Below are 22,831 nucleotides of genomic sequence, written 5' to 3' on the forward strand. Positions count from 1 at the left end.
AGATAAGGGAGATATGATGAAGCAGGCATTACGAGTAGCATTTGGTTTTCTCATACTGTGGGCATCAGTTCTGCATGCTGAAGTCCGCATTGTGATCGACAGCGGTGTAGATTCCGGTCGTCCTATTGGCGTTGTTCCTTTCCAGTGGGCGGGTCCTGGTGCAGCACCTGAAGATATTGGCGGCATCGTTGCTGCTGACTTGCGTAACAGCGGTAAATTTAATCCATTAGATCGCGCTCGTCTGCCACAGCAGCCGGGTAGTGCACAGGAAGTACAACCAGCAGCATGGTCTGCGCTGGGCATTGACGCTGTGGTTGTCGGCCAGGTCACTCCGAATCCGGACGGCTCTTACAATGTTGCTTATCAGCTGGTTGACACTGGCGGCGCACCGGGTACTGTACTTGCTCAGAACTCGTACAAAGTGAACAAGCAGTGGCTGCGTTATGCTGGTCATACCGCCAGTGATGAAGTGTTTGAAAAACTGACCGGCATTAAAGGTGCGTTCCGTACCCGTATTGCCTACGTTGTTCAGACCAACGGCGGTCAGTTCCCGTATGAACTGCGCGTATCTGACTATGACGGTTACAACCAGTTTGTCGTTCACCGTTCTCCGCAGCCGCTGATGTCTCCGGCATGGTCACCGGATGGTTCTAAACTGGCCTATGTGACTTTCGAGAGCGGTCGTTCAGCGCTGGTTATTCAAACGCTGGCAAATGGTGCTGTACGTCAGGTGGCTTCATTCCCGCGTCACAACGGTGCCCCTGCATTCTCGCCAGACGGCAGCAAACTGGCATTCGCCTTGTCGAAAACCGGTAGCCTGAACCTGTACGTAATGGATTTGGCTTCTGGTCAGATCCGCCAGGTGACTGATGGTCGCAGTAACAATACCGAACCGACCTGGTTCCCGGACAGCCAGAACCTGGCATTTACTTCTGACCAGGCCGGTCGTCCGCAGGTTTATAAAGTGAATATCAACGGCGGTGCGCCACAACGTATTACCTGGGAAGGTTCGCAGAACCAGGATGCGGATGTCAGCAGCGACGGTAAATTTATGGTAATGGTCAGCTCCAATGGTGGGCAGCAGCACATTGCCAAACAAGATCTGGCAACGGGAGGCGTACAAGTTCTGTCGTCCACGTTCCTGGATGAAACGCCAAGTCTGGCACCTAACGGCACTATGGTAATCTACAGCTCTTCTCAGGGGATGGGATCCGTGCTGAATTTGGTTTCTACAGATGGGCGTTTCAAAGCGCGTCTTCCGGCAACTGATGGACAGGTCAAATTCCCTGCCTGGTCGCCGTATCTGTGATAATAATTAATTGAATAGTAAAGGAATCATTGAAATGCAACTGAACAAAGTGCTGAAAGGGCTGATGATTGCTCTGCCTGTTATGGCAATTGCGGCATGTTCTTCCAACAAGAACGCCAGCAATGACGGCAGCGAAGGCATGCTGGGTGCCGGCACTGGTATGGATGCGAACGGCGGCAATGGCAACATGTCTTCCGAAGAGCAGGCTCGTCTGCAAATGCAACAGCTGCAGCAGAACAACATCGTTTACTTCGATCTGGACAAGTACGATATCCGTTCTGACTTCGCTCAAATGCTGGATGCACACGCAAACTTCCTGCGTAGCAACCCGTCTTACAAAGTCACCGTAGAAGGTCACGCGGACGAACGTGGTACTCCGGAATACAACATCTCCCTGGGTGAACGTCGTGCGAACGCCGTTAAGATGTACCTGCAGGGTAAAGGCGTTTCTGCAGACCAGATCTCCATCGTTTCTTACGGTAAAGAAAAACCTGCAGTACTGGGTCATGACGAAGCGGCATACTCCAAAAACCGTCGTGCGGTACTGGTTTACTAAGAGAATTGCATGAGCAGTAACTTCAGACATCAACTATTGAGTCTGTCGTTACTGGTTGGTATAGCGGCCCCCTGGGCCGCTTTTGCTCAGGCACCAATCAGTAGTGTCGGCTCAGGCTCGGTCGAAGACCGCGTCACTCAACTTGAGCGTATTTCTAATGCTCACAGCCAGCTTTTAACCCAACTCCAGCAACAACTCTCTGATAATCAATCCGATATTGATTCCCTGCGTGGTCAGATTCAGGAAAATCAGTATCAACTGAATCAGGTCGTGGAGCGGCAAAAGCAGATCCTGTTGCAGATCGATAGCCTCAGCAGCGGTGGTGCAGCGGCGCAATCAACCAGCGGCGATCAAAGCGGTGCGGCGGCATCAACGACGCCGACAGCTGATGCTGGTACTGCGAATGCTGGCGCGCCGGTGAAAAGCGGTGATGCAAACACGGATTACAATGCAGCTATTGCGCTGGTGCAGGATAAATCCCGCCAGGATGACGCAATGGTGGCATTTCAGAATTTCATCAAAAATTACCCTGATTCAACTTACCTGCCAAACGCCAATTATTGGCTGGGTCAGTTAAACTACAACAAGGGTAAAAAAGATGATGCGGCGTATTATTTTGCTTCGGTAGTGAAAAACTATCCGAAGTCACCGAAGGCTGCAGATGCGATGTTTAAAGTCGGCGTCATCATGCAGGAGAAAGGTGACACCGCAAAAGCGAAAGCCGTATACCAGCAGGTTATCAGTAAATACCCTGGTACTGATGGCGCAAAACAGGCGCAAAAACGTCTGAACGCGATGTAATGCATAACACACGACCAGAAGTCGCATTATTTCTGGTCGTGTCGTGCGAATCATAAGCAGTTGAGTGATCTACATCGAAATTTTTGTTGCGCTCAAGTCTGAAATCAGTAATATATGCCGCCGTTGCCACGGGATATCAAACAAACCGAAAGCAACGAAAAAGTGGGTCGTTAGCTCAGTTGGTAGAGCAGTTGACTTTTAATCAATTGGTCGCAGGTTCGAATCCTGCACGACCCACCAATCGCTAAGGTGGAAGCGGTAGTAAAACGTGAAGGATAACGTTGCGTCAGCAACGGCCCGAAGGGCGAGACGAAGTCGAGTCATCCTGCACGACCCACCACTAACCTAGTTAGTTGTAGTATCCAGCGTAGTATCGGGTGATTAGCTCAGCTGGGAGAGCACCTCCCTTACAAGGAGGGGGTCGGCGGTTCGATCCCGTCATCACCCACCACCGGGTCGTTAGCTCAGTTGGTAGAGCAGTTGACTTTTAATCAATTGGTCGCAGGTTCGAATCCTGCACGACCCACCACTAATGCGGTGGGTTCGGTGGAAGTAGTTTGTAGTATCCAGCGCAGTATCGGGTGATTAGCTCAGCTGGGAGAGCACCTCCCTTACAAGGAGGGGGTCGGCGGTTCGATCCCGTCATCACCCACCACTCGGGTCGTTAGCTCAGTTGGTAGAGCAGTTGACTTTTAATCAATTGGTCGCAGGTTCGAATCCTGCACGACCCACCAGTTTTAACATCAAACTCAGATGTTAAGCGTGAAGGATAACGTTGCGCCAGCAACGGCCCGTAGGGCGAGCGAAGCGAGTCATCCTGCACGATCCACCAATATTAAAGATTGGTCCCGAGTAGAAATCATTCAGGTAACACCCGTATGGGTCGTTAGCTCAGTTGGTAGAGCAGTTGACTTTTAATCAATTGGTCGCAGGTTCGAATCCTGCACGACCCACCAATTTAAAGGTGGTTACTGGTAGAGAATGTGAAGGATAACGTTGCGTCAGCAACGGCCCGAAGGGCGAGACGAAGTCGAGTCATCCTGCACGACCCACCATCCTGAATGATTAAAGCAGCATAATCCCGCAAGGGGTCGTTAGCTCAGTTGGTAGAGCAGTTGACTTTTAATCAATTGGTCGCAGGTTCGAATCCTGCACGACCCACCAATGTAAAAAAAGCGCCCTAAAGGCGCTTTTTTGCTATCTGGGATATTCAAAGATTCGAACCTGCAGCAGGTTCGAGTTGAGCGCAGCGAAACAACGGAGCCGCTCGCGGCGACGGCCCGAAGGGCGAGCGAAGTGAGTCATCCTGCACGACCCACCAATGTAAAAAAGCGCCCTAAAGGCGCTTTTTTGCTATTCAGGCATCTCTCAATTTCAATTCTTGACCCTGATGACATACTCCGCGCTTGCTGCGTAAACGACTCTACGTCGGAGGAATAAGACGCAAAGTGTGGCATTCGTCATCTCATACGTATTTCGAGTGACTTTTCCCCACCATTCGACTATCTTGTTTAGCATATAAAACAAATCATGCCGATAATAGCGAATATCACGCTTATGTCGGTTTTAATGTTAAGCCTGTAAAACGAGATGGTAAGATGAGCGTGATGTTTGATCCTGAAGCGGCGATTTATCCTTTCCCCCCGAAGCCGACGCCGTTAAGTATTGATGAAAAAGCGTATTACCGTGAGAAGATAAAACGTCTGCTAAAAGAACGTAATGCGGTGATGGTTGCCCACTACTATACCGATCCCGAAATTCAACAACTGGCAGAAGAAACGGGTGGCTGTATTTCTGATTCTCTGGAAATGGCGCGCTTCGGTGCAAAGCATCCCGCTTCTACGTTGTTAGTCGCTGGGGTGAGATTTATGGGAGAAACCGCCAAAATTCTCAGTCCGGAAAAAACAATTCTGATGCCGACACTTCAGGCTGAATGTTCACTGGATCTCGGCTGCCCTGTTGAAGAATTTAACGCATTTTGCGATGCCCATCCCGATCGTACTGTCGTCGTCTACGCCAACACTTCTGCTGCGGTAAAAGCGCGCGCAGATTGGGTGGTAACTTCAAGCATTGCCGTCGAACTTATTGATCATCTGGATAGTTTGGGGGAAAAAATCATCTGGGCTCCCGACAAACATCTGGGGCGTTACGTGCAAAAACAGACGGGCGCAGACATTTTATGCTGGCAGGGTGCCTGCATTGTGCATGATGAGTTTAAGACTCAGGCGTTAACCCGCTTGCAAGAAGAATACCCGGATGCTGCCATACTGGTGCATCCAGAATCACCGCAAGCTATTGTAGATATGGCGGATGCGGTCGGTTCCACCAGTCAACTGATCGCTGCTGCGAAAACATTGCCACATCAGCGACTTATCGTGGCAACCGATCGGGGTATTTTCTACAAAATGCAGCAGGCGGTGCCAGATAAAGAGTTACGGGAAGCACCAACCGCGGGTGAGGGCGCAACCTGCCGCAGCTGCGCGCATTGTCCGTGGATGGCCATGAATGGCCTTCAGGCCATCGCAGAGGCATTAGAACAGGAAGGAAGCAATCACGAGGTTCATGTTGAGGAAAGGCTGCGAGAGAAGGCGCTGGTGCCGCTCAATCGTATGCTGGATTTTGCGGCTACACTACGTGGATAACTAATAATAAGGCGTCACGTTACGCTTTGGGGGAAAGATGGATTTTTTTAGTGTGCAGAATATCCTGGTACATATACCAATAGGAGCAGGCGGTTATGATCTCTCATGGATCGAAGCGGTAGGCACGATCGCCGGGTTGCTGTGTATTGGCCTTGCCAGTCTGGAGAAGATCAGCAACTACTTCTTTGGCCTGATCAACGTCACCTTGTTTGGCATTATTTTCTTTCAGATTCAGCTGTATGCCAGCCTGCTATTACAGGTGTTTTTCTTTGCCGCGAATATTTACGGTTGGTATGCGTGGTCGCGACAAACCAGTCAGAACGAGGCGGAGTTGAAAATTCGCTGGTTGCCATTGCCGAAGGCGCTAAGCTGGATTGCGGTTTGCGTTGTTTCGATTAGTCTGATGACGGTATTTATCAATCCGGTGTTTGCATTTTTGACCCGCGTGGCAGTTATGATCATGCAAGCGTTAGGATTACAGGTTGCAATGCCTGAACTGCAACCGGATGCCTTCCCGTTCTGGGATTCCTGCATGATGGTGTTATCTATCGTGGCAATGATTCTGATGACACGTAAGTATGTGGAAAACTGGCTATTGTGGGTGATTATTAACGTGATTAGCGTCGTTATTTTTGCACTTCAGGGCGTTTACGCCATGTCTCTGGAGTACATCATCCTGACCTTTATTGCCCTCAACGGCAGCCGGATGTGGATCAACAGCGCACGCGAAAGAGGTTCACGCGCGCTGTCCCATTAATGATGATGATGTGAATGGCCAGACACCCCTTCGTTCAGGTGGCACTCTGGCCCATGACAAGGTTGATATTCCATCTGGATGGTGGCGTGTGCAATCTGATAGTGATCCATCAGATAATGTTGGATCTGATCCAACAACGCGTCGTGATCGTGTGGCGGGATCACCTGCACATGCAGCGTCATCACTGGCTTTTCGCCCACCATCCACACATGTACATGGTGCACATTGCGGACTTCCGGGATTTTCCGGCACATGCGGCGTTTCATTTCAGCGATATCCAGCGAAACGGGCGCACCTTCAAGTAATTCATTCACGCTGTCTTTCAATAACCGCCAGGCGCTGCGCAGAACCAGAAGCGATACCAGTATCGAGAGAATGGGGTCTGCAGGTGTCCAGCCGGTCCAGATAATAATCAACGCGGCAATAATAGCCCCAACCGAACCCAGTAGGTCCCCGAGAACATGCAGTGCCGCTGCGCGCACGTTGAGGTTTTTCTCTTCGCTACCGTGATGAAGTAACCAGAAAGAAAGTATATTGGCCAGCAGCCCAGCCACGGCAATAGCCATCATCATGCCACCCTCGACCGGACGCGGCGTGCGGAAGCGTTCTATCGCCTCCCAGACAATCAAAATGGTAATCACCACCAGAGCGATGGCATTCACAAACGCCGCGAGCGTGGTCAATCTTAGCCAACCGAAAGTGTGGCGAATGGTGGGAGGACGACGGGAGAATTGCACGGCGAGTAGGGCGAAAAGCAGGGCGGCAGTATCGGTCAACATATGACCCGCATCGGCCAGCAATGCCAGAGAACCGGAAAGAAAACCACCAATGACTTCTACCAGCATAAACCCGGCAGTCACGCCGAAAGCATATAACAAGCGACGAGCATTATTATCTTCTGGCAGGTGTGAGGAACTGTGTGAGTGTGCCATGACGAGTCATCCCTTAATTATTCTCACTTAACTTTATGACATCATACTGCTTTTAGAAGAGAAAAATAAAAAAGGAGAGACTCCGCTCTCCCATTATTGGCTATTTCGCAGGGTTACTGCGTGGTACCGTCGGTTTTGGTATCGACATCATTGTTGATGCCATCACCGGTTTGGACTTTTTTATTGATATCCGGGCAGCGACCATCTTTGCACATGGTGTTCTTGTGCTCTTCATCTTTGGTCATGCCGTCATTGTTCATTGAAGAACCATCCGGATGCAGCATTGTGCCGCCAGAACCGGTATTTACCCCGTTATTGTCGACGTTATTTGGCGCGACATTTTCACGGGCGTCAGGGGCTACCTGGCCCGCATCAGCTGCGGCGTTTGCCTGGCCGTTATTGCTTTGCGCTCCGCTATCGGCAGCCAGTGCGGCACCGCTGGCAAGGCTTAGAGTGGCAGTCAAAAATAGTGTGGCCAGTTTTGTCATTTTCATAGGATGCTCCTGTTATGGTCGTTATGTCGGATAACCTCTTCCAACAGTGCATTTGCAGGTGAATATAAAGTAATTGTTTAAGATTTCAGCCAGGCAAAGATACCCAGAAGAGAATCTTGAAATAATTAACAAACAAAGGAGTTACAGTTAGAAATTGTAGGAGAGATCTCGTTTTTCGCGACAATCTGGCGTTTTTCTTGCTAATTCCAGGATTAATCCGTTCATAGTGTAAAACCCCGTTTACACATTCTGACGGAAGATATAGATTGGAAGTATTGCATTCACTAAGATAAGTATGGCAACACTGGAACAGACATGAATTATCAGAACGACGATTTACGAATCAAAGAAATCAAAGAGTTACTTCCTCCTGTCGCATTGCTGGAAAAATTCCCCGCTACTGAAAATGCCGCGAATACGGTTGCCCATGCCCGAAAAGCGATCCATAAGATCCTGAAAGGTAATGATGATCGCCTGTTGGTGGTGATTGGTCCGTGTTCTATTCATGATCCCGTCGCGGCTAAAGAGTATGCCACTCGCTTGCTGGCGCTGCGTGAAGAGCTGAAAGATGAGCTGGAAATCGTAATGCGCGTCTACTTTGAAAAGCCGCGTACCACAGTGGGCTGGAAAGGGCTGATTAACGATCCGCATATGGATAACAGCTTCCAGATCAACGACGGTCTGCGTATTGCCCGCAAATTGCTGCTCGATATTAACGACAGCGGTCTGCCAGCGGCGGGTGAATTCCTGGATATGATCACCCCGCAATATCTCGCGGACCTGATGAGCTGGGGCGCAATTGGCGCACGTACAACGGAATCGCAGGTGCACCGCGAACTGGCGTCTGGGCTTTCTTGTCCGGTCGGCTTCAAAAATGGCACCGACGGTACGATTAAAGTGGCTATCGATGCCATAAATGCCGCCGGTGCGCCGCACTGCTTCCTGTCCGTAACCAAATGGGGGCATTCGGCGATCGTGAACACCAGCGGTAACGGCGATTGCCATATCATTCTGCGCGGCGGTAAAGAGCCTAACTACAGCGCGAAGCACGTTGCTGAAGTGAAAGAAGGGCTGAACAAGGCAGGCCTGCCAGCACAGGTGATGATCGATTTCAGCCATGCTAACTCGTCGAAACAATTCAAAAAGCAGATGGATGTTTGTGCTGACGTTTGCCAGCAGATTGCCGGTGGCGAAAAGGCCATTATTGGCGTGATGGTGGAAAGCCATCTGGTGGAAGGCAATCAGAGCCTCGAGAGCGGGGAGCCGCTGGCCTACGGTAAGAGCATCACTGATGCCTGCATCGGCTGGGAAGATACCGATGCTCTGTTACGTCAACTGGCGAATGCAGTAAAAGCGCGTCGCGGGTAAGGTTTAATTGTCGGATGCGCCGTCAGAGTGGCGTATCTGATGAATCACCGTAGCCCTGACAAGACGCGCAGCGTCGCATCAGGCAATGTGCTCCATTGTTAGCAACAAAAAAGCCGACTCACTTGCAGTCGGCTTTCTCATTTTTAAGCGAATGACGTTTACTTCGCTTTACCCTGGTTAGCAACGGCCGCTGCTTTCGCCGCGATCTCGTCAGCATTACCCAGATAATAGCGTTTCAGCGGTTTGAAATTCTCGTCGAATTCATAAACCAGTGGCACGCCAGTCGGGATATTCAGCTCAAGAATCTCTTCTTCGCTCATATTATCGAGATATTTCACCAGCGCACGTAACGAGTTACCGTGTGCGGCGATGATCACGCGCTCACCGCTCTTCATTCGCGGCAGAATAGTTTCATTCCAGTAAGGGATCACGCGGTCAATGGTCAGCGCCAGGCTTTCCGTCAGTGGCAGCTCTTTCTCGCTCAGCTTCGCGTAACGTGGATCGTGGCCCGGATAACGTTCATCATCTTTAGTCAGTTCCGGCGGAGTTACCGCAAAACCACGACGCCACTGTTTCACCTGCTCGTCGCCATACTTTTCAGCAGTTTCCGCTTTGTTCAGACCCTGCAACGCACCGTAGTGACGTTCGTTCAGTTTCCAGGATTTCTCAACGGGCAGCCATGCCTGATCCAGTTCGTCCAGCACATTCCACAGGGTATGGATAGCGCGTTTCAGCACAGAGGTGTAAGCAAAATCAAAGCTGTAACCTTCCTCTTTCAGCAGCTTACCAGCTGCTTTTGCTTCGCTTACGCCTTTCTCAGACAGATCCACGTCGTACCAACCGGTAAAACGGTTTTCTTTGTTCCACTGACTTTCGCCATGACGAACCAGAACCAGCTTAGTTACAGCCATATACTTACTCCTCAAACCATCTTTTAATGATAATAATTCTCATTATATTGCCGTGACGAAGCAACGGCAATGCTTACGCATAACCATAGCGAAAATAGTGTCGCAGTGTAAGGTTGTTGTGAATATTGAGTTGCAAATATGTCGGTGTTTGCTGGTGATTTGAGCAATATAAGGATAAAGCCCTCATGACGAGGGCTTAAAGTTATTCAGCAATAAACTGATATTCAGTCAGGCTGGAATACTCTTCGCCAGGACGCAGGAAGCAGTCCGGTTGCGGCCATTCAGGGTGGTTTGGGCTGTCCGGCAGAAACTCGCTTTCCAGAGCCAGTCCCTGCCAGTCAGCGTAAGGTTCAGTTCCCCGTGACGGCGTGCCACCAAGGAAGTTGCCGGAGTAAAATTGCAGAGCCGGAGCGGTGGTGTAGACCTTCAGTTGCAATTTTTCATCTGCTGACCAGACATGCGCCGCCACTTTCTTGCCATCACCTTTAGCCTGTAACAAGAACGCATGATCGTAACCTTTCACTTTGCGCTGATCATCGTCGGCAAGAAATTCACTGGCGATGATTTTGGCGCTGCGGAAATCAAAAGACGTTCCGGCGACAGATTTCAGGCCGTCGTGCGGAATGCCGCCTTCATCAACCGGCAGATATTCGTCTGCCAGAATCTGCAGCTTGTGATTGCGTACGTCAGACTGTTCGCCGTCGAGGTTGAAATAGACGTGGTTAGTCATATTCACCGGGCAAGGTTTATCAACCGTGGCGCGATAAGTAATAGAGATACGGTTATCGTCGGTCAGACGATACTGCACTGTCGCGCCGAGATTCCCCGGAAAGCCCTGATCGCCATCATCTGAACTCAAGGCAAACAGCACCTGACGATCGTTCTGGTTCACAATCTGCCAGCGATGTTTGTCGAACCCTTCCGGGCCGCCGTGCAGCTGGTTGACGCCCTGACTTGGCGAAAGCGTTACGGTTTCATCGTCAAAGGTATAACGACTATTGGCGATACGGTTTGCATAACGACCAATAGAGGCCCCAAGAAATGCGGCCTGATCCTGATAGCATTCCGGGCTGGCGCAGCCAAGCAGCGCCTCGCGGACGCTGCCATCGGAAAGCGGAATACGGGCGGAAAGTAAAGTCGCACCCCAGTCCATCAGCGTGACTACCATCCCTGCGTTGTTACGCAAAGTTAACAGTCGGTACGGCTGACCATCGGGTGCCAGTGCGGGAGTTTCGTTCAGCACTGTCCTGCTCCTTGTGATGGTTTACAAACGTAAAAAGTCTCTTTAATACCTGTTTTTGCTTCATATTGTTCAGCGACAGCTTGCTGTACGGCAGGCACCAGCTCTTCCGGGATCAGTGCGACGATACAGCCGCCAAATCCGCCGCCGGTCATGCGTACGCCACCTTTGTCGCCAATCACAGCTTTGACGATTTCTACCAGAGTGTCAATTTGCGGCACGGTGATTTCGAAATCATCTCGCATAGAAGCATGAGACTCCGCCATCAACTCGCCCATACGTTTCAGGTCGCCTTGCTCCAGTGCGCTGGCTGCTTCAACGGTACGGGCGTTTTCAGTCAGGATATGACGCACGCGTTTCGCCACGATCGGGTCCAGTTCATGCGCAACAGCGTTGAACTCTTCAATGGTGACATCGCGCAGGGCTGGCTGCTGGAAGAAACGCGCACCGGTTTCGCACTGTTCACGACGGGTGTTGTATTCGCTGCCAACCAGGGTACGTTTGAAGTTACTGTTGATGATGACGACAGCCACACCTTTCGGCATGGAAACCGCTTTGGTGCCCAGTGAGCGGCAATCGATCAGCAAGGCATGATCTTTTTTGCCGAGCGCGGAAATCAGCTGATCCATGATCCCACAGTTACAGCCAACAAACTGGTTTTCTGCTTCCTGGCCGTTAAGTGCGATTTGTGCGCCGTCCAGCGGCAGATGATAAAGCTGCTGCAATACGGTTCCGACCGCGACTTCCAGTGAAGCGGAAGAACTTAACCCGGCCCCCTGCGGCACATTGCCGCTGATCACCATGTCCACGCCGCCGAAGCTGTTGTTACGCAGTTGCAGATGTTTCACCACGCCACGAACGTAGTTAGCCCATTGATAGTTTTCATGCGCGACAATGGGCGCATCGAGGGAAAACTCGTCGAGCTGATTTTCATAATCGGCTGCCATCACGCGAACGTTACGGTCATCACGTGGCGCACAACTAATGACGGTTTGATAATCAATTGCGCAGGGCAGAACGAAACCGTCGTTGTAGTCGGTGTGTTCGCCAATAAGATTCACGCGGCCAGGCGCCTGAATGGTATGAGTGGCAGGGTAGCCAAATGCATTGGCAAACAGAGATTGTGTTTTTTCTTTCAGACTCATTACTTACACTCCGGATTCGCGAAAATGGATATCGCTGACTGCGCGTAAACGCTCTGCTGCCTGTTCTGCGGTCAGGTCTCGCTGGGTCTCTGCCAGCATTTCATAACCAACCATAAATTTACGTACGGTGGCGGAGCGCAGCAGAGGCGGATAAAAGTGCGCGTGCAGCTGCCAGTGTTTATTCTCTTCGCCATTAAACGGTGCGCCGTGCCAGCCCATAGAGTAGGGGAAGGAGCACTGGAAGAGGTTGTCATAACGACTGGTCAGCTTTTTCAACGCCAGCGCCAAATCGCTGCGTTGGGCGTCGGTCAAATCGGTGATTCGCAAAACGTGGGCTTTGGGCAGCAGTAGCGTTTCGAACGGCCAGGCAGCCCAGTAAGGCACAACGGCTAACCAGTGTTCGGTTTCGACAACGGTACGGCTACCGTCTGCCAGCTCGCGCTGAACATAATCCACCAGCATTGGTGATTTCTGCCCGGCGAAATATTCTTTTTGCAGGCGGTCTTCGCGCTCAGCTTCGTTAGGCAGGAAGCTATTTGCCCAAATCTGTCCGTGCGGATGCGGGTTAGAGCAGCCCATCGCCGCGCCTTTGTTTTCAAAGACCTGCACCCACGGGTATGTTTTCCCCAGTTCTGCGGTTTGCTCCTGCCAGGTTTTGACGATTTCCGTCAATGCCGCAACGCCCAGTTCTGGCAGCGTTTTACTGTGATCCGGTGAAAAGCAGATCACCCGGCTGGTACCGCGCGCGCTCTGACAACGCATCAAAGGATCGTTGCTTTCTGGCGCATCTGGCGTGTCAGACATCAAGGCCGCAAAGTCATTAGTGAAAACGTAAGTCCCGGTGTAATCGGGGTTTTTATCGCCTGTCACCCGCACATTACCTGCGCAGAGGAAGCAATCTGGATCGTGCGCAGGTAACACCTGTTTGGCTGGCGTTTCCTGCGCCCCCTGCCAGGGGCGCTTGGCGCGGTGCGGTGAAACCAGAATCCATTGCCCGGTGAGCGGGTTGTAGCGGCGATGTGGATGATCAACGGGATTAAATTGCGTCATGGTCGTTCCTTAATCGGGATATCCCTGTGGATGGCGTGACTGCCAGTGCCAGGTGTCCTGTGCCATTTCATCGAGTGTGCGCGTTACGCGCCAGTTCAGTTCACGGTCGGCTTTGCTGGCGTCAGCCCAGTAGGCCGGAAGGTCGCCCTCGCGACGCGGTGCAAAATGATAATTAACCGGTTTGCCGCAAGCTTTACTGAAGGCATTAACCACATCCAGCACGCTGCTGCCTACGCCTGCGCCGAGGTTGTAGATGTGTACGCCTGGCTTGTTCGCCAGTTTTTCCATTGCCACGACGTGGCCGTCTGCCAGGTCCATTACGTGGATGTAATCGCGTACGCCAGTACCGTCTTCGGTCGGATAATCGTTACCAAAAATAGCCAGCGAGTCGCGACGGCCTACGGCAACCTGGGCGATGTATGGCATCAGGTTATTCGGAATACCTTGCGGATCTTCGCCCATATCGCCCGACGGATGCGCGCCAACTGGGTTGAAGTAGCGCAGCAGGGCAATGCTCCAGTCCGGCTGGGCTTTTTGCAGATCGGTGAGGATCTGTTCCACCATCAGCTTGCTTTTGCCGTAAGGACTTTGTGGCGTGCCGGTCGGGAAGCTTTCAACGTATGGAATTTTGGGCTGATCGCCATAAACGGTGGCGGAGGAGCTGAAGATAAAGTTTTTGACGTTAGCGGCGCGCATGGCGCTAATCAGGCGCAGGGTGCCGTTGACATTGTTGTCGTAATATTCCAGCGGTTTTTGTACCGATTCGCCAACGGCTTTCAGCCCGGCGAAGTGGATCACGGTGTCGATAGCGTGATCGTGCAGGATCTCGGTCATCAACGCTTCGTTACGGATATCACCTTCAACAAACGTTGGATGTTTGCCGCCTAAACGCTCGATAACAGGCAGTACGCTGCGCTTACTGTTACAGAGGTTATCAAGAATGATGACATCATGACCGTTTTGCAGTAATTGCACACAGGTATGACTTCCAATGTAACCGCTACCACCGGTAACCAGAACTCTCATAATTCGCTCCATTAGGCTTATGGTATGAAATAACCATAGCATAACAAAGATGCGAAAAGTGTGACATGGAATAAATTAGTGGAATCGTTTACACAAGAATTTAGCCGTTCTTTATGCACGATTAAGTGATTATAAAACAGAGGGTTTATGAATGATTGCGCTTTTTATCTGAAAAAAGTCGCGGTTTCATGCCTGGATGCGTCGAACTTTAGGCCGGAGAGGGCGCTAAGGCCGCCTCCGGTACAGTCAGCATTACCGACTCAGTTTATTTTTGTCAGCGCATAACGATAGAGGTCACCGTCCGGCACGAACTCAAGACGATGGGAAATACAGGCGGGCGCATCTTCGGCGTGGTGTGAAACAAACAATAATTGCGTTTCACCTTCGCTAATCAGCACATCAACAAAACGGCGGATAAGCTGGCGATTGAGTGGATCAAGGCCCTGTAAAGGTTCATCAAGAATAAGCAAAGTCGGATGCTTCACCAGTGCGCGAACGATCAGCGCCAGACGCTGCTGTCCCCAGGAAAGACTATGGAAAGGAGCGTCAGCCGTGCGTTTATCAATGCCGAGAATATCCAGCCACTGCTGCACCAGTTTTTGCTGGCGATCTGAAACGGCCTGATAAATGCCAATCGAATCAAAATAGCCAGAAAGGATCACATTACGCACGGTAGTGCTGACCCGGTAATCCAGATGCAAACTACTGCTGACGTAACCGATATGCTTTTTGATGTCCCAGATGGTTTCGCCGCTGCCGCGACGTCGTCCAAAAAGCGTCAAATCGTTGCTGTAACCTTGCGGATGATCGCCTGTAATCAGGCTTAATAGCGTCGATTTTCCCGCGCCATTTGGCCCGACAATTTGCCAGTGCTCGCCTGGATTCACCTGCCAGCTAAGGTTATTAAGAATGGGGCGATCGTTATAAGAAACCACGCCATTTTTCAGCACAATGCGCGGTTCGTTGGCGGGTAAGGCGTGACGTGCTGAAGGTTCATCTGGCTCCGGCAGTTGCACACCTTCAAGCTGTTCGCTATGCGCCAGTTGCGCGACGAGTGCTTGTTGGAGCAGTTCCTCTTTAGCGCCAGTTTCCGCTAACGTGCAATCCGCCAGCACGCCAGCAAACTGGACAAATTCCGGGATCTCATCGAAGCGATTGAGCACCAGTACCAGGGTAATACCGGACTGATGTAACGAGGCGAGCAGCTCAGCCAGCTGCTGACGTGAGGCAACATCCAGGCCATCGAACGGCTCATCAAGAATCAACAAGTCTGGCTCCGACATCAGCGCCTGACACAGCAGGGTTTTTCGCGTCTCGCCAGTGGAAAGGTATTTAAAGCGTCGGTCGAGAAGGGCGGTAATGCCGAACTGCTGCGCCAACTGCGCACAACGCTGTGCATCCTTAATTTCATCCTGAATGATTTCAGCCGTAGTGCGTCCGGTGTCATCTTCGCCAGGGCCGAGCATATCGGTGTTATTCCGTTGCCATTCGTCGCTGACGAGCTTTTGCAATTGCTCGAAGGAGAGACGAGTGATGTGGGAAAACTGACTTTGTCGTTCACCTTTCAAAAACGGAAGTTCCCCCGCCAGCGCGCGGGCCAGCGCCGACTTCCCGCTTCCATTCGAACCGACAAACGCCCAACTATCACCCGCGTTTAACGTTAGCTGAGACAATTGCAGCGTTTTTGTGTCGCTAAGACGAAACGTGCCTTGCAAAATTTGCAACGATGACATTTTATATCCCATTTTTTGCAGCGATTACTGACAGGGATACGTGTTTCATAACAAATTGTCAACACGCTTAGCAAAGCGTAGCGATAATCACGCTGTCGGCGTTAAAGTAAGCCGTGGCATTCTGCCCTTGTTCAAGAGAAGCTGCTTCATTTATCGGCACCGTGGCGCACAGAGTTTGCCCGTCAGGTAACGCCATTAATACTTCGCACTGTTCTGCACCGCGCTCTATATGACGAATAATGCCCGGCAATTGGTTGTCGGCACCCTGGGCGACAGTGTCATCCTGAGTAATGTTCACCCACGGCGCTTTCAGCAGAATCAACACTTCTTTGCCTTCATCCAGTCCCAGACGTGCGCCACTTTGTGCGGTAATCGCGACTTTAAGGCGTGTTTTGCCATCGGCCAGTAAGACATCAACATGTTGTTGAATGTCATCATGATCGCGGGCGGTGATGGTGCCAAACCACTGGTTACGGGCACTGGTCTGCAGTGAAAAACGTGAGATCGCGGCCAGCAGGCTGTTCAGCGGCAAGGCGTCATCGTCACTTAACACATCAAAGGCTTTTTGCTGGATTTGCGCCAGTAAATCATAGAGCTGAATCAGTCGCTGACCATAGCGGGTCAGTACTGCGCCGCCGCCACCTTTACCGCCTGTTGCGCGCTCAACCAGAATATGCTCACTTAACTGATTCATCTCGTTAATGGCATCCCAGGCGCTTTTATAGCTGATACCGGCATCTTTCGCTCCCTGGCTAATGGAACCGGAAAGCGCAATGTGTTTTAGTAACGAAATGCGGCGCGGGTCGGCGAATAATTTTTGTTGGAGCTTAAGGGTGAGAAGGATTTCGGCCTGCATAACAATGTCCTGGCAAAAGTCTTATTGTGACGGAAAACGAACGCCACGCAAAGCTGACCGCACAAAAGGGGAGTGCTTTTCTGTGCTTAGCGGTTAGAATAGTCTCATGACTATATCTGGAGTTGACCATGTTAGAGTTATTAAAAAGTCTGGTATTCGCCGTAATCATGGTACCTGTCGTGATGGCCATCATCCTGGGTCTGATTTACGGTCTTGGTGAAGTATTCAACATCTTTTCTGGTGTTGGTAAAAAAGACCAGCCCGGACAAAATCATTGATTCCCTGAATGCCCGCTTAGTCGGGCATTTTCTTGTTCTCAACTTCCTGCTTTTCCTGCCGATATTTTTCTCATCTACCTCACAAAGGTTAGCAATAACTGCTGGGAAAATTCTGAGCTAGCCGTTATATTATCGCCTACATAACGTTGCATTAAGGGGTTACCAATGGCTCGTAAATGGTTGAACTTGTTTGCCGGGGCGGCACTCTCTTTCGCTGCTGCTGGCAATGTACTGGCAGATGAAGGGAAAATCACGGTATTCGCCGCCGCATCACTGACTAACGCAATGCAGGACATCGCTACGCAGTATAAAAAAGAGAAAGGCGTAGATGTCGTCTCTTCTTTCGCCTCGTCTTCTACCCTGGCCCGTCAGATTGAAGCGGGTGCGCCTGCGGATCTGTTTATTTCTGCCGATCAGAAATGGATGGATTATGCGGTTGATAAAAAAGCGATCGATACGGCCTCGCGTCAGACTCTACTCGGTAATAGCCTGGTTGTTGTAGCACCGAAAGCCAGCGAGCAGAAAGATTTCTCCATTGACAGCAAAACCAACTGGACTTCGCTGCTGAATGGCGGTCGCCTGGCGGTTGGTGATCCGGAACATGTTCCCGCTGGCATTTATGCAAAAGAAGCACTGCAAAAACTGGGCGCATGGGATACGCTCTCCCCGAAACTGGCTCCGGCGGAAGATGTTCGTGGCGCGCTGGCGTTGGTCGAACGCAATGAAGCGCCGCTGGGTATTGTTTACGGTTCTGACGCAGTTGCCAGCAAAGGGGTAAAAGTGGTTGCCACCTTCCCGGAAGATTCACATAAAAAAGTGGAATATCCGGTTGCTGTTGTGGAAGGACATAACAATGCGACAGTAAAAGCATTTTATGATTATCTGAAGGGACCGCAGGCTGCGGAAATTTTTAAACGCTACGGATTTACAACCAAGTAATGATACTGACCGATCCAGAATGGCAGGCGGTTTTATTAAGCCTGAAAGTTTCTTCCCTGGCTGTGCTGTTTAGCCTGCCGTTTGGGATCTTTTTTGCCTGGTTACTGGTGCGTTGCACATTTCCGGGCAAAGCTCTGCTCGACAGCGTACTGCATCTACCGCTGGTGTTACCGCCCGTGGTCGTCGGTTACTTGTTATTAGTTTCGATGGGACGGCGCGGATTTATCGGTGAACGTCTGTATGACTGGTTTGGCATTACCTTCGCCTTTAGCTGGCGTGGCGCGGTTCTCGCTGCCGCCGTGATGTCGTTTCCGTTGATGGTGCGGGCAATTCGTCTGGCGCTGGAAGGGGTTGATGTCAAACTGGAACAGGCCGCAAGAACATTGGGGGCAGGGCGCTGGCGCGTGTTCTTTACTATCACGTTACCGCTGACCTTACCGGGAATTATCGTCGGTACGGTACTGGCATTCGCTCGTTCGCTTGGTGAGTTTGGGGCAACGATCACCTTTGTTTCTAACATTCCTGGCGAAACGCGAACCATTCCTTCAGCCATGTATACCCTGATCCAGACCCCCGGCGGGGAAAGTGGTGCGGCGAGACTGTGCATTATCTCTATTGCGCTGGCGATGATCTCCCTGTTGATTTCTGAATGGCTGGCCAGAATCAGCCGTGAACGGGCGGGGCGCTAATCATGCTGGAACTGAATTTTTCCCAGACGTTGGGCAATCATTGCCTGGCCATTAATGAAACGCTGCCCGCCAATGGTATCACCGCTATCTTTGGTGTCTCCGGAGCTGGAAAAACCTCGCTGATTAATGCCATCAGTGGGCTGACACGTCCGCAAAAAGGGCGGATTGTCCTCAATGGTCGGGTACTAAATGACGCCGAAAAAGGGATCTGCCTTTCGCCAGAAAAGCGTCGCGTTGGTTATGTGTTTCAGGATGCGCGGCTGTTTCCGCATTACAAAGTACGTGGAAATCTGCGCTACGGCATGGCGAAAAGCATGGTCGATCAGTTCGATAAGCTGGTGGCGCTTTTAGGCATTGATCCGTTGCTTGAGCGTTTACCGGGCAGCCTGTCCGGAGGCGAAAAACAGCGTGTGGCAATTGGCCGGGCATTGCTGACGGCACCGGAATTATTATTGCTGGATGAACCACTGGCCTCGCTGGATCTTCCGCGAAAACGCGAGCTATTGCCTTATCTGCAACGGTTGACGCGGGAAATCAACATTCCGATGCTCTATGTCAGCCATTCGCTGGATGAGATCCTCCATCTGGCAGACCGAGTGATGGTACTGGAAAACGGCCAGGTGAAAGCGTTCGGTGCGCTGGAAGAAGTCTGGGGCAGTAGCGTAATGAATCCATGGTTGCCGAAAGAGCAACAAAGCAGCATTCTGAAAGTAACGGTACTGGAACATCATCCGCGTTACGCGATGACCGCGCTGGCGCTGGGCGATCAGCATTTGTGGGTTAATAAGCTGGATGAACCGCTGCAAGCCGCGCTACGCATCCGCATCCAGGCTTCCGATGTTTCTCTGGTTTTACAACCGCCGCAACAAACCAGCATTCGTAACGTATTGCGCGCCAAAGTCGTCAATAGCTATGACGACAACGGTCAGGTGGAAGTGGAATTGGAAGTCGGCGGTAAAACGCTGTGGGCGCGAATAAGCCCGTGGGCCAGGGATGAACTGGCGATCAAACCTGGCCTATGGCTATACGCGCAAATTAAAAGTGTCTCGATAACCGCCTGATTAAATCAGGTGGTTATAAATGAACCGGGCAATGCTGTCGGTGGTGTTATCACCAATCACAATGTTGGCACGCGCTTTTACTGCGTCATCAGCGTTGCCCATCGCCACGCCTGTACCAGCGGCTTCCAGCATACTGATATCATTAAAATTATCGCCGAATGCGACGACGTTTTCCATCGACCAGCCTTGCGCCTCAACCCATTTCGTCAGGCGTTTACCTTTGCTGTTACCACCGCGGGCAATATCAACCTGATCGTGCCAGGACCATTCACACTCCAGTCCCAATTCATGTTCAACATGCTTACCAAAATGCTGCAATTGCGGCAGGTCATCGTGTGTCAGGGCGAACTTCCATACTGCGTTAACTTCCTGCGCTGTCTCGGCCAGTGAAGCAACCTGGGTAAAGGTCGGACGCTGTTCCGGCGGCAGGGTTTGCGCCCAGTTAGACGTGCGAATGACATGCCCGGTCGGGTGCTCATAGACCATTGCATCATCCACATACATCAGACCGTGAATGTGGTGTTCATTCAGCATCTCAATGAGTTGCAGGGCTTTATTAACGGGCATTGGATCGGCTTCAAGCACTGTTTTTGCATGATAATCATACAAATAGGTGCCATTACAGCAAATAGCAGGTGTATCCAGCGCCAGCGCCTGATAAAAAGGATGAATAGCGACATGATGGCGGCCCGTGACGATGATTAATTGATAGCCTGCTTCGCGAGCGCGGGCCAGGGCTTCTATCGATGAAGGAAGCAAGGTTTTTTTCGGGGTCAATAAGGTGCCGTCTAAGTCGAGTGCAATCACGCGTGTGGTCATGGCGTATTCCAGATTAAGGTTAAGAATTTTCGTCTGCGCGAATGGTACACCGATACCACTATCGGACAAAATTCTGCGTTTTAATTCAGCATTCACCGCCAAAAGCGACTAATTTTAGCTGTTACAGTCAGTTGCTAAATGCAAAGGAGCATTCATGAAGCAAACAGTTTATATCGCCAGCCCTGAGAGCCAGCAAATTCACGTCTGGAACCTGAATCATGAAGGCGCACTGACGCTGACACAGGTTGTCGATGTGCCGGGGCAGGTGCAGCCGATGGTGGTCAGCCCGGACAAACGTTATCTCTATGTTGGTGTTCGCCCTGAGTTTCGCGTCCTGGCGTATCGTATCGCCCCGGACGATGGCGCACTGACCTTTGCCGCAGAGTCTGCGCTGCCGGGTAGCCCGACGCATATTTCCACCGATCACCAGGGGCAGTTTGTCTTTGTAGGTTCTTACAATGCGGGTAACGTGAGCGTAACGCGTCTGGAAGATGGCCTGCCAGTGGGCGTCGTCGATGTGGTCGAGGGGCTGGACGGTTGCCATTCTGCCAATATCTCACCGGATAATCGTACGCTGTGGGTTCCGGCATTAAAGCAGGATCGCATTTGCCTGTTTACGGTCAGCGATGATGGTCATCTGGTGGCGCAGGACCCTGCGGAAGTGACTACCGTTGAAGGGGCCGGCCCGCGTCATATGGTATTCCATCCAAACGAACAATATGCGTATTGTGTCAATGAGTTAAACAGCTCAGTGGATGTCTGGGAACTGAAAGATCCGCACGGCAATATCGAATGTGTCCAGACGCTGGATATGATGCCGGAAGACTTCTCCGATACCCGTTGGGCGGCTGATATTCATATCACCCCGGATGGTCGTCATTTATACGCCTGCGACCGTACCGCCAGCCTGATTACCGTTTTCAGCGTTTCGGAAGATGGCAGCGTGTTGAGTAAAGAAGGCTTCCAGCCAACGGAAACCCAGCCGCGCGGCTTCAATGTTGATCACAGCGGCAAGTATCTGATTGCCGCCGGGCAAAAATCTCACCACATCTCAGTTTACGAAATTGTCGGCGAGCAGGGTCTACTGCATGAAAAAGGCCGTTATGCGGTCGGGCAGGGGCCAATGTGGGTAGTGGTGAACGCACACTAACCGCTGATTCACCCGGCGCAGTCTCTCCTGCGCCGGTGTATTAACCTATTTCCTGTAACGCATGTCTCTGGCGTTCGACGATATTGGTCCACAAGTTGTCTTTATCGTCGGTCCATAAATTAATCAGCAAGGCAAAAAAGCGTTCTGCAGCCGGAGAAAGCACGGCATCTTTGCGGCGAATAATCCCCAATGTCCGACGTATAACCGGTTCCACCAGCGGGATACCAATAATCGAAGAATAGGGTGCATGGGGCATTGCCAGACCAGGAAGCGCCGAAATCCCCAGTCCCGCCTCCACCAGTCCTAATGACGTCGAAAGATGACGCACTTCGTAAAACCAGTCCAGCTTCCAGGGCTTGTCGGCCAGCTGTTGTTCTATCAAAAGTCGGTTGCCGCTGGAGGAGCGTACGCCAATCATTTTGTAACCCACTAACTCCTGCCATTCTACAAGCTGCTTTTTGGCTAATGGGTGGTCACGCCGACAGGCCAGCACAAACGGCTCGTTGACCAGTGGGGTAAAATCAATGGATGAATTTGTGACGTTGTTCATGTTTATGCCAAAGTCTGATTCGTTACACAGCACCGATTCCATGCAATTATTCGTGCCTTGTTCCAGAATCCGCACTTTAATATTGGGATACAGCTCATTAAATTTACCGATTGCCAGTGGTAAAAAATAAAATACTGCGGTCGGAATACACGCTAACGTCACCATACCACGATGATAAGCATTCATATCACGAATATTAAAAAGCGTTTCATCGAATTTCTTTATTAATTCCCGCGCCTCCGGGAGCAACCTTTTTCCTGCTTTTGTTAACGTAACCTTGCGAGTTGTACGCTCAAATAGTTGAATATGTAAATCCTCTTCCATCTTTTTTATTCTTCGCGTTAATGCAGGTTGCGTAATATTGAGTAATTTAGCAGCATTGTTAAATGAACTGGACTCTGCCAGTATGACAAATGCCTTCATACTTGATAATTCATGCTTCATTATTACTCCGAAAAATGGATGCGACGATTTTGGATGACAGGCAGTTAAAAATTTTAACTGCATTTAGCCAACTTAAATTAA

Annotated in this window: 22 protein-coding genes, 7 tRNA genes and 1 other RNA gene; 19 read left to right on the forward strand and 11 right to left on the reverse strand. The window is 51.0% G+C overall.

What is annotated here, in order from left to right; genetic code table 11:
• The first annotated feature begins 16 nt into the window (after positions 1-16).
• The 13 genes from tolB (at position 17) to pnuC (ending at position 6,065) form a co-directional block, all read left to right on the forward strand.
• Entirely contained in the window at positions 17-1,309 is a 1,293-nt protein-coding gene (gene tolB / locus QUE74_RS04440) for a Tol-Pal system beta propeller repeat protein TolB (protein WP_001295307.1), read from the forward strand.
• A gap of 34 nt (positions 1,310-1,343) precedes the next feature.
• Positions 1,344-1,865 carry a peptidoglycan-associated lipoprotein Pal gene (pal, locus tag QUE74_RS04445; RefSeq protein WP_001295306.1) on the forward strand — a complete coding sequence of 174 codons (522 nt, stop codon included), beginning with the start codon at positions 1,344-1,346 and terminating at the stop codon, positions 1,863-1,865.
• Between the two features lie 9 nt (positions 1,866-1,874).
• Complete coding sequence (cpoB, locus tag QUE74_RS04450) at positions 1,875-2,666, forward strand: cell division protein CpoB (protein WP_000097570.1); 792 nt, start codon at positions 1,875-1,877, stop codon at positions 2,664-2,666.
• 164 nt (positions 2,667-2,830) lie between these two features.
• Positions 2,831-2,906, forward strand: a tRNA-Lys gene (locus tag QUE74_RS04455).
• Between the two features lie 135 nt (positions 2,907-3,041).
• Positions 3,042-3,117 (forward strand) — tRNA-Val (locus QUE74_RS04460).
• A 2-nt stretch (positions 3,118-3,119) separates the two neighbouring features.
• Positions 3,120-3,195 (forward strand) — tRNA-Lys (locus tag QUE74_RS04465).
• 50 nt (positions 3,196-3,245) lie between these two features.
• Positions 3,246-3,321 (forward strand) — tRNA-Val (locus QUE74_RS04470).
• Between the two features lie 3 nt (positions 3,322-3,324).
• Positions 3,325-3,400: transfer RNA gene (locus QUE74_RS04475), tRNA-Lys, on the forward strand.
• Positions 3,401-3,546: 146 nt separating this feature from the next.
• Positions 3,547-3,622: transfer RNA gene (locus tag QUE74_RS04480), tRNA-Lys, on the forward strand.
• 132 nt (positions 3,623-3,754) lie between these two features.
• A tRNA-Lys gene (locus tag QUE74_RS04485) sits at positions 3,755-3,830 on the forward strand.
• 31 nt (positions 3,831-3,861) lie between these two features.
• A non-coding RNA gene (locus QUE74_RS04490) (RtT sRNA) lies at positions 3,862-3,987 on the forward strand.
• A gap of 277 nt (positions 3,988-4,264) precedes the next feature.
• On the forward strand, positions 4,265-5,308 hold the full coding sequence (gene nadA / locus QUE74_RS04495) for a quinolinate synthase NadA (RefSeq protein WP_000115324.1): 1,044 nt from the start codon (positions 4,265-4,267) through the stop codon (positions 5,306-5,308).
• Between the two features lie 37 nt (positions 5,309-5,345).
• Positions 5,346-6,065 carry a nicotinamide riboside transporter PnuC gene (gene pnuC / locus QUE74_RS04500; RefSeq protein WP_000345397.1) on the forward strand — a complete coding sequence of 240 codons (720 nt, stop codon included), beginning with the start codon at positions 5,346-5,348 and terminating at the stop codon, positions 6,063-6,065.
• On the opposite strand, the gene zitB is transcribed toward pnuC, so the two are convergent.
• Both zitB and QUE74_RS04510 read right to left on the reverse strand, forming a co-directional pair.
• Positions 6,062-6,997: a CDF family zinc transporter ZitB gene (zitB, locus tag QUE74_RS04505; RefSeq protein ID WP_000951308.1), complete on the reverse strand. Its 936-nt coding sequence runs from the start codon at positions 6,995-6,997 to the stop codon at positions 6,062-6,064. The two genes, pnuC and zitB, sit on opposite strands and share 4 nt — an antisense overlap.
• A gap of 113 nt (positions 6,998-7,110) precedes the next feature.
• A complete protein-coding gene (locus QUE74_RS04510; RefSeq protein ID WP_000784342.1) occupies positions 7,111-7,491 on the reverse strand; it encodes a YbgS-like family protein in 381 nt (126 codons plus the stop codon).
• 315 nt (positions 7,492-7,806) lie between these two features.
• Here QUE74_RS04510 and aroG point away from each other — a divergent pair, with 315 nt between their 5' ends.
• Positions 7,807-8,859, forward strand: a complete 1,053-nt coding sequence (aroG, locus tag QUE74_RS04515; protein WP_001109196.1) for a 3-deoxy-7-phosphoheptulonate synthase AroG — start codon at positions 7,807-7,809, stop codon at positions 8,857-8,859.
• 158 nt (positions 8,860-9,017) lie between these two features.
• Here the strand turns inward: aroG and gpmA are convergent, their stop codons facing one another.
• The 7 genes from gpmA to modE form a co-directional block, all read right to left on the reverse strand.
• A complete protein-coding gene (gpmA, locus tag QUE74_RS04520; RefSeq protein WP_001295305.1) occupies positions 9,018-9,770 on the reverse strand; it encodes a 2,3-diphosphoglycerate-dependent phosphoglycerate mutase in 753 nt (250 codons plus the stop codon).
• A 202-nt stretch (positions 9,771-9,972) separates the two neighbouring features.
• The gene (gene galM, locus QUE74_RS04525) at positions 9,973-11,013 is read right to left on the reverse strand and encodes a galactose-1-epimerase (protein WP_000931380.1); all 1,041 of its coding nucleotides are present in this window, start codon (positions 11,011-11,013) and stop codon (positions 9,973-9,975) included.
• Positions 11,007-12,155: a galactokinase gene (gene galK, locus QUE74_RS04530; protein ID WP_000053449.1), complete on the reverse strand. Its 1,149-nt coding sequence runs from the start codon at positions 12,153-12,155 to the stop codon at positions 11,007-11,009. Before galK ends, galM begins: the two co-directional genes overlap by 7 nt.
• 3 nt (positions 12,156-12,158) lie before the next feature.
• Positions 12,159-13,205 (reverse strand): galactose-1-phosphate uridylyltransferase, encoded by a 1,047-nt coding sequence (gene galT, locus QUE74_RS04535; protein WP_000191501.1) that lies wholly within the window; start codon positions 13,203-13,205, stop codon positions 12,159-12,161.
• 9 nt (positions 13,206-13,214) lie between these two features.
• Entirely contained in the window at positions 13,215-14,231 is a 1,017-nt protein-coding gene (galE, locus tag QUE74_RS04540; RefSeq protein WP_001265443.1) for a UDP-glucose 4-epimerase GalE, read from the reverse strand.
• 260 nt (positions 14,232-14,491) lie between these two features.
• The gene (gene modF, locus QUE74_RS04545) at positions 14,492-15,964 is read right to left on the reverse strand and encodes a molybdate ABC transporter ATP-binding protein ModF (protein WP_000096908.1); all 1,473 of its coding nucleotides are present in this window, start codon (positions 15,962-15,964) and stop codon (positions 14,492-14,494) included.
• Between the two features lie 67 nt (positions 15,965-16,031).
• Positions 16,032-16,820: a molybdenum-dependent transcriptional regulator gene (modE, locus tag QUE74_RS04550; RefSeq protein WP_001147432.1), complete on the reverse strand. Its 789-nt coding sequence runs from the start codon at positions 16,818-16,820 to the stop codon at positions 16,032-16,034.
• 128 nt (positions 16,821-16,948) lie between these two features.
• Here modE and acrZ point away from each other — a divergent pair, with 128 nt between their 5' ends.
• The 4 genes from acrZ to modC all read left to right on the forward strand — a co-directional run bounded on the left by acrZ (position 16,949) and on the right by modC (position 19,787).
• On the forward strand, positions 16,949-17,098 hold the full coding sequence (acrZ, locus tag QUE74_RS04555; protein WP_000891515.1) for a multidrug efflux pump accessory protein AcrZ: 150 nt from the start codon (positions 16,949-16,951) through the stop codon (positions 17,096-17,098).
• Between the two features lie 165 nt (positions 17,099-17,263).
• Positions 17,264-18,037, forward strand: a complete 774-nt coding sequence (modA, locus tag QUE74_RS04560) for a molybdate ABC transporter substrate-binding protein (protein ID WP_000101980.1) — start codon at positions 17,264-17,266, stop codon at positions 18,035-18,037.
• On the forward strand, positions 18,037-18,726 hold the full coding sequence (gene modB, locus QUE74_RS04565; RefSeq protein ID WP_000604034.1) for a molybdate ABC transporter permease subunit: 690 nt from the start codon (positions 18,037-18,039) through the stop codon (positions 18,724-18,726). Before modA ends, modB begins: the two co-directional genes overlap by 1 nt.
• A 2-nt stretch (positions 18,727-18,728) precedes the next feature.
• Positions 18,729-19,787, forward strand: a complete 1,059-nt coding sequence (modC, locus tag QUE74_RS04570; RefSeq protein ID WP_000891653.1) for a molybdenum ABC transporter ATP-binding protein ModC — start codon at positions 18,729-18,731, stop codon at positions 19,785-19,787.
• Here the strand turns inward: modC and ybhA are convergent, their stop codons facing one another.
• Complete coding sequence (ybhA, locus tag QUE74_RS04575) at positions 19,788-20,606, reverse strand: bifunctional pyridoxal phosphate/fructose-1,6-bisphosphate phosphatase (protein ID WP_001360505.1); 819 nt, start codon at positions 20,604-20,606, stop codon at positions 19,788-19,790.
• Between the two features lie 154 nt (positions 20,607-20,760).
• Between ybhA and pgl the strand changes: the two genes are divergently transcribed.
• The gene (pgl, locus tag QUE74_RS04580; protein ID WP_000815429.1) at positions 20,761-21,756 is read left to right on the forward strand and encodes a 6-phosphogluconolactonase; all 996 of its coding nucleotides are present in this window, start codon (positions 20,761-20,763) and stop codon (positions 21,754-21,756) included.
• Positions 21,757-21,796: 40 nt separating this feature from the next.
• On the opposite strand, the gene QUE74_RS04585 is transcribed toward pgl, so the two are convergent.
• A complete protein-coding gene (locus QUE74_RS04585; protein ID WP_000679972.1) occupies positions 21,797-22,750 on the reverse strand; it encodes a LysR family transcriptional regulator in 954 nt (317 codons plus the stop codon).
• Positions 22,751-22,831: the final 81 nt, after the last annotated feature.

Origin of the sequence: Escherichia sp. 10290, from assembly GCF_030295155.1 — a bacterium.
Lineage (GTDB): Bacteria > Pseudomonadota > Gammaproteobacteria > Enterobacterales > Enterobacteriaceae > Escherichia > Escherichia coli_F.

What these genes read in the sequence shown, in the direction of transcription:
- tolB (WP_001295307.1), top strand. Translation starts at nt 17, where the DNA reads ATGAAGCAGGCATTACGAGTAGCATTTGGTTTTCTCATACTGTGGGCA.
- pal (WP_001295306.1), top strand. Translation starts at nt 1,344, where the DNA reads ATGCAACTGAACAAAGTGCTGAAAGGGCTGATGATTGCTCTGCCTGTT.
- cpoB (WP_000097570.1), top strand. Translation starts at nt 1,875, where the DNA reads ATGAGCAGTAACTTCAGACATCAACTATTGAGTCTGTCGTTACTGGTT.
- nadA (WP_000115324.1), top strand. Translation starts at nt 4,265, where the DNA reads ATGAGCGTGATGTTTGATCCTGAAGCGGCGATTTATCCTTTCCCCCCG.
- pnuC (WP_000345397.1), top strand. Translation starts at nt 5,346, where the DNA reads ATGGATTTTTTTAGTGTGCAGAATATCCTGGTACATATACCAATAGGA.
- zitB (WP_000951308.1), bottom strand. Translation starts at nt 6,997, where the DNA reads ATGGCACACTCACACAGTTCCTCACACCTGCCAGAAGATAATAATGCT.
- QUE74_RS04510 (WP_000784342.1), bottom strand. Translation starts at nt 7,491, where the DNA reads ATGAAAATGACAAAACTGGCCACACTATTTTTGACTGCCACTCTAAGC.
- aroG (WP_001109196.1), top strand. Translation starts at nt 7,807, where the DNA reads ATGAATTATCAGAACGACGATTTACGAATCAAAGAAATCAAAGAGTTA.
- gpmA (WP_001295305.1), bottom strand. Translation starts at nt 9,770, where the DNA reads ATGGCTGTAACTAAGCTGGTTCTGGTTCGTCATGGCGAAAGTCAGTGG.
- galK (WP_000053449.1), bottom strand. Translation starts at nt 12,155, where the DNA reads ATGAGTCTGAAAGAAAAAACACAATCTCTGTTTGCCAATGCATTTGGC.
- galT (WP_000191501.1), bottom strand. Translation starts at nt 13,205, where the DNA reads ATGACGCAATTTAATCCCGTTGATCATCCACATCGCCGCTACAACCCG.
- galE (WP_001265443.1), bottom strand. Translation starts at nt 14,231, where the DNA reads ATGAGAGTTCTGGTTACCGGTGGTAGCGGTTACATTGGAAGTCATACC.
- modF (WP_000096908.1), bottom strand. Translation starts at nt 15,964, where the DNA reads ATGTCATCGTTGCAAATTTTGCAAGGCACGTTTCGTCTTAGCGACACA.
- modE (WP_001147432.1), bottom strand. Translation starts at nt 16,820, where the DNA reads ATGCAGGCCGAAATCCTTCTCACCCTTAAGCTCCAACAAAAATTATTC.
- acrZ (WP_000891515.1), top strand. Translation starts at nt 16,949, where the DNA reads ATGTTAGAGTTATTAAAAAGTCTGGTATTCGCCGTAATCATGGTACCT.
- modA (WP_000101980.1), top strand. Translation starts at nt 17,264, where the DNA reads ATGGCTCGTAAATGGTTGAACTTGTTTGCCGGGGCGGCACTCTCTTTC.
- modB (WP_000604034.1), top strand. Translation starts at nt 18,037, where the DNA reads ATGATACTGACCGATCCAGAATGGCAGGCGGTTTTATTAAGCCTGAAA.
- modC (WP_000891653.1), top strand. Translation starts at nt 18,729, where the DNA reads ATGCTGGAACTGAATTTTTCCCAGACGTTGGGCAATCATTGCCTGGCC.
- ybhA (WP_001360505.1), bottom strand. Translation starts at nt 20,606, where the DNA reads ATGACCACACGCGTGATTGCACTCGACTTAGACGGCACCTTATTGACC.
- pgl (WP_000815429.1), top strand. Translation starts at nt 20,761, where the DNA reads ATGAAGCAAACAGTTTATATCGCCAGCCCTGAGAGCCAGCAAATTCAC.
- QUE74_RS04585 (WP_000679972.1), bottom strand. Translation starts at nt 22,750, where the DNA reads ATGAAGCATGAATTATCAAGTATGAAGGCATTTGTCATACTGGCAGAG.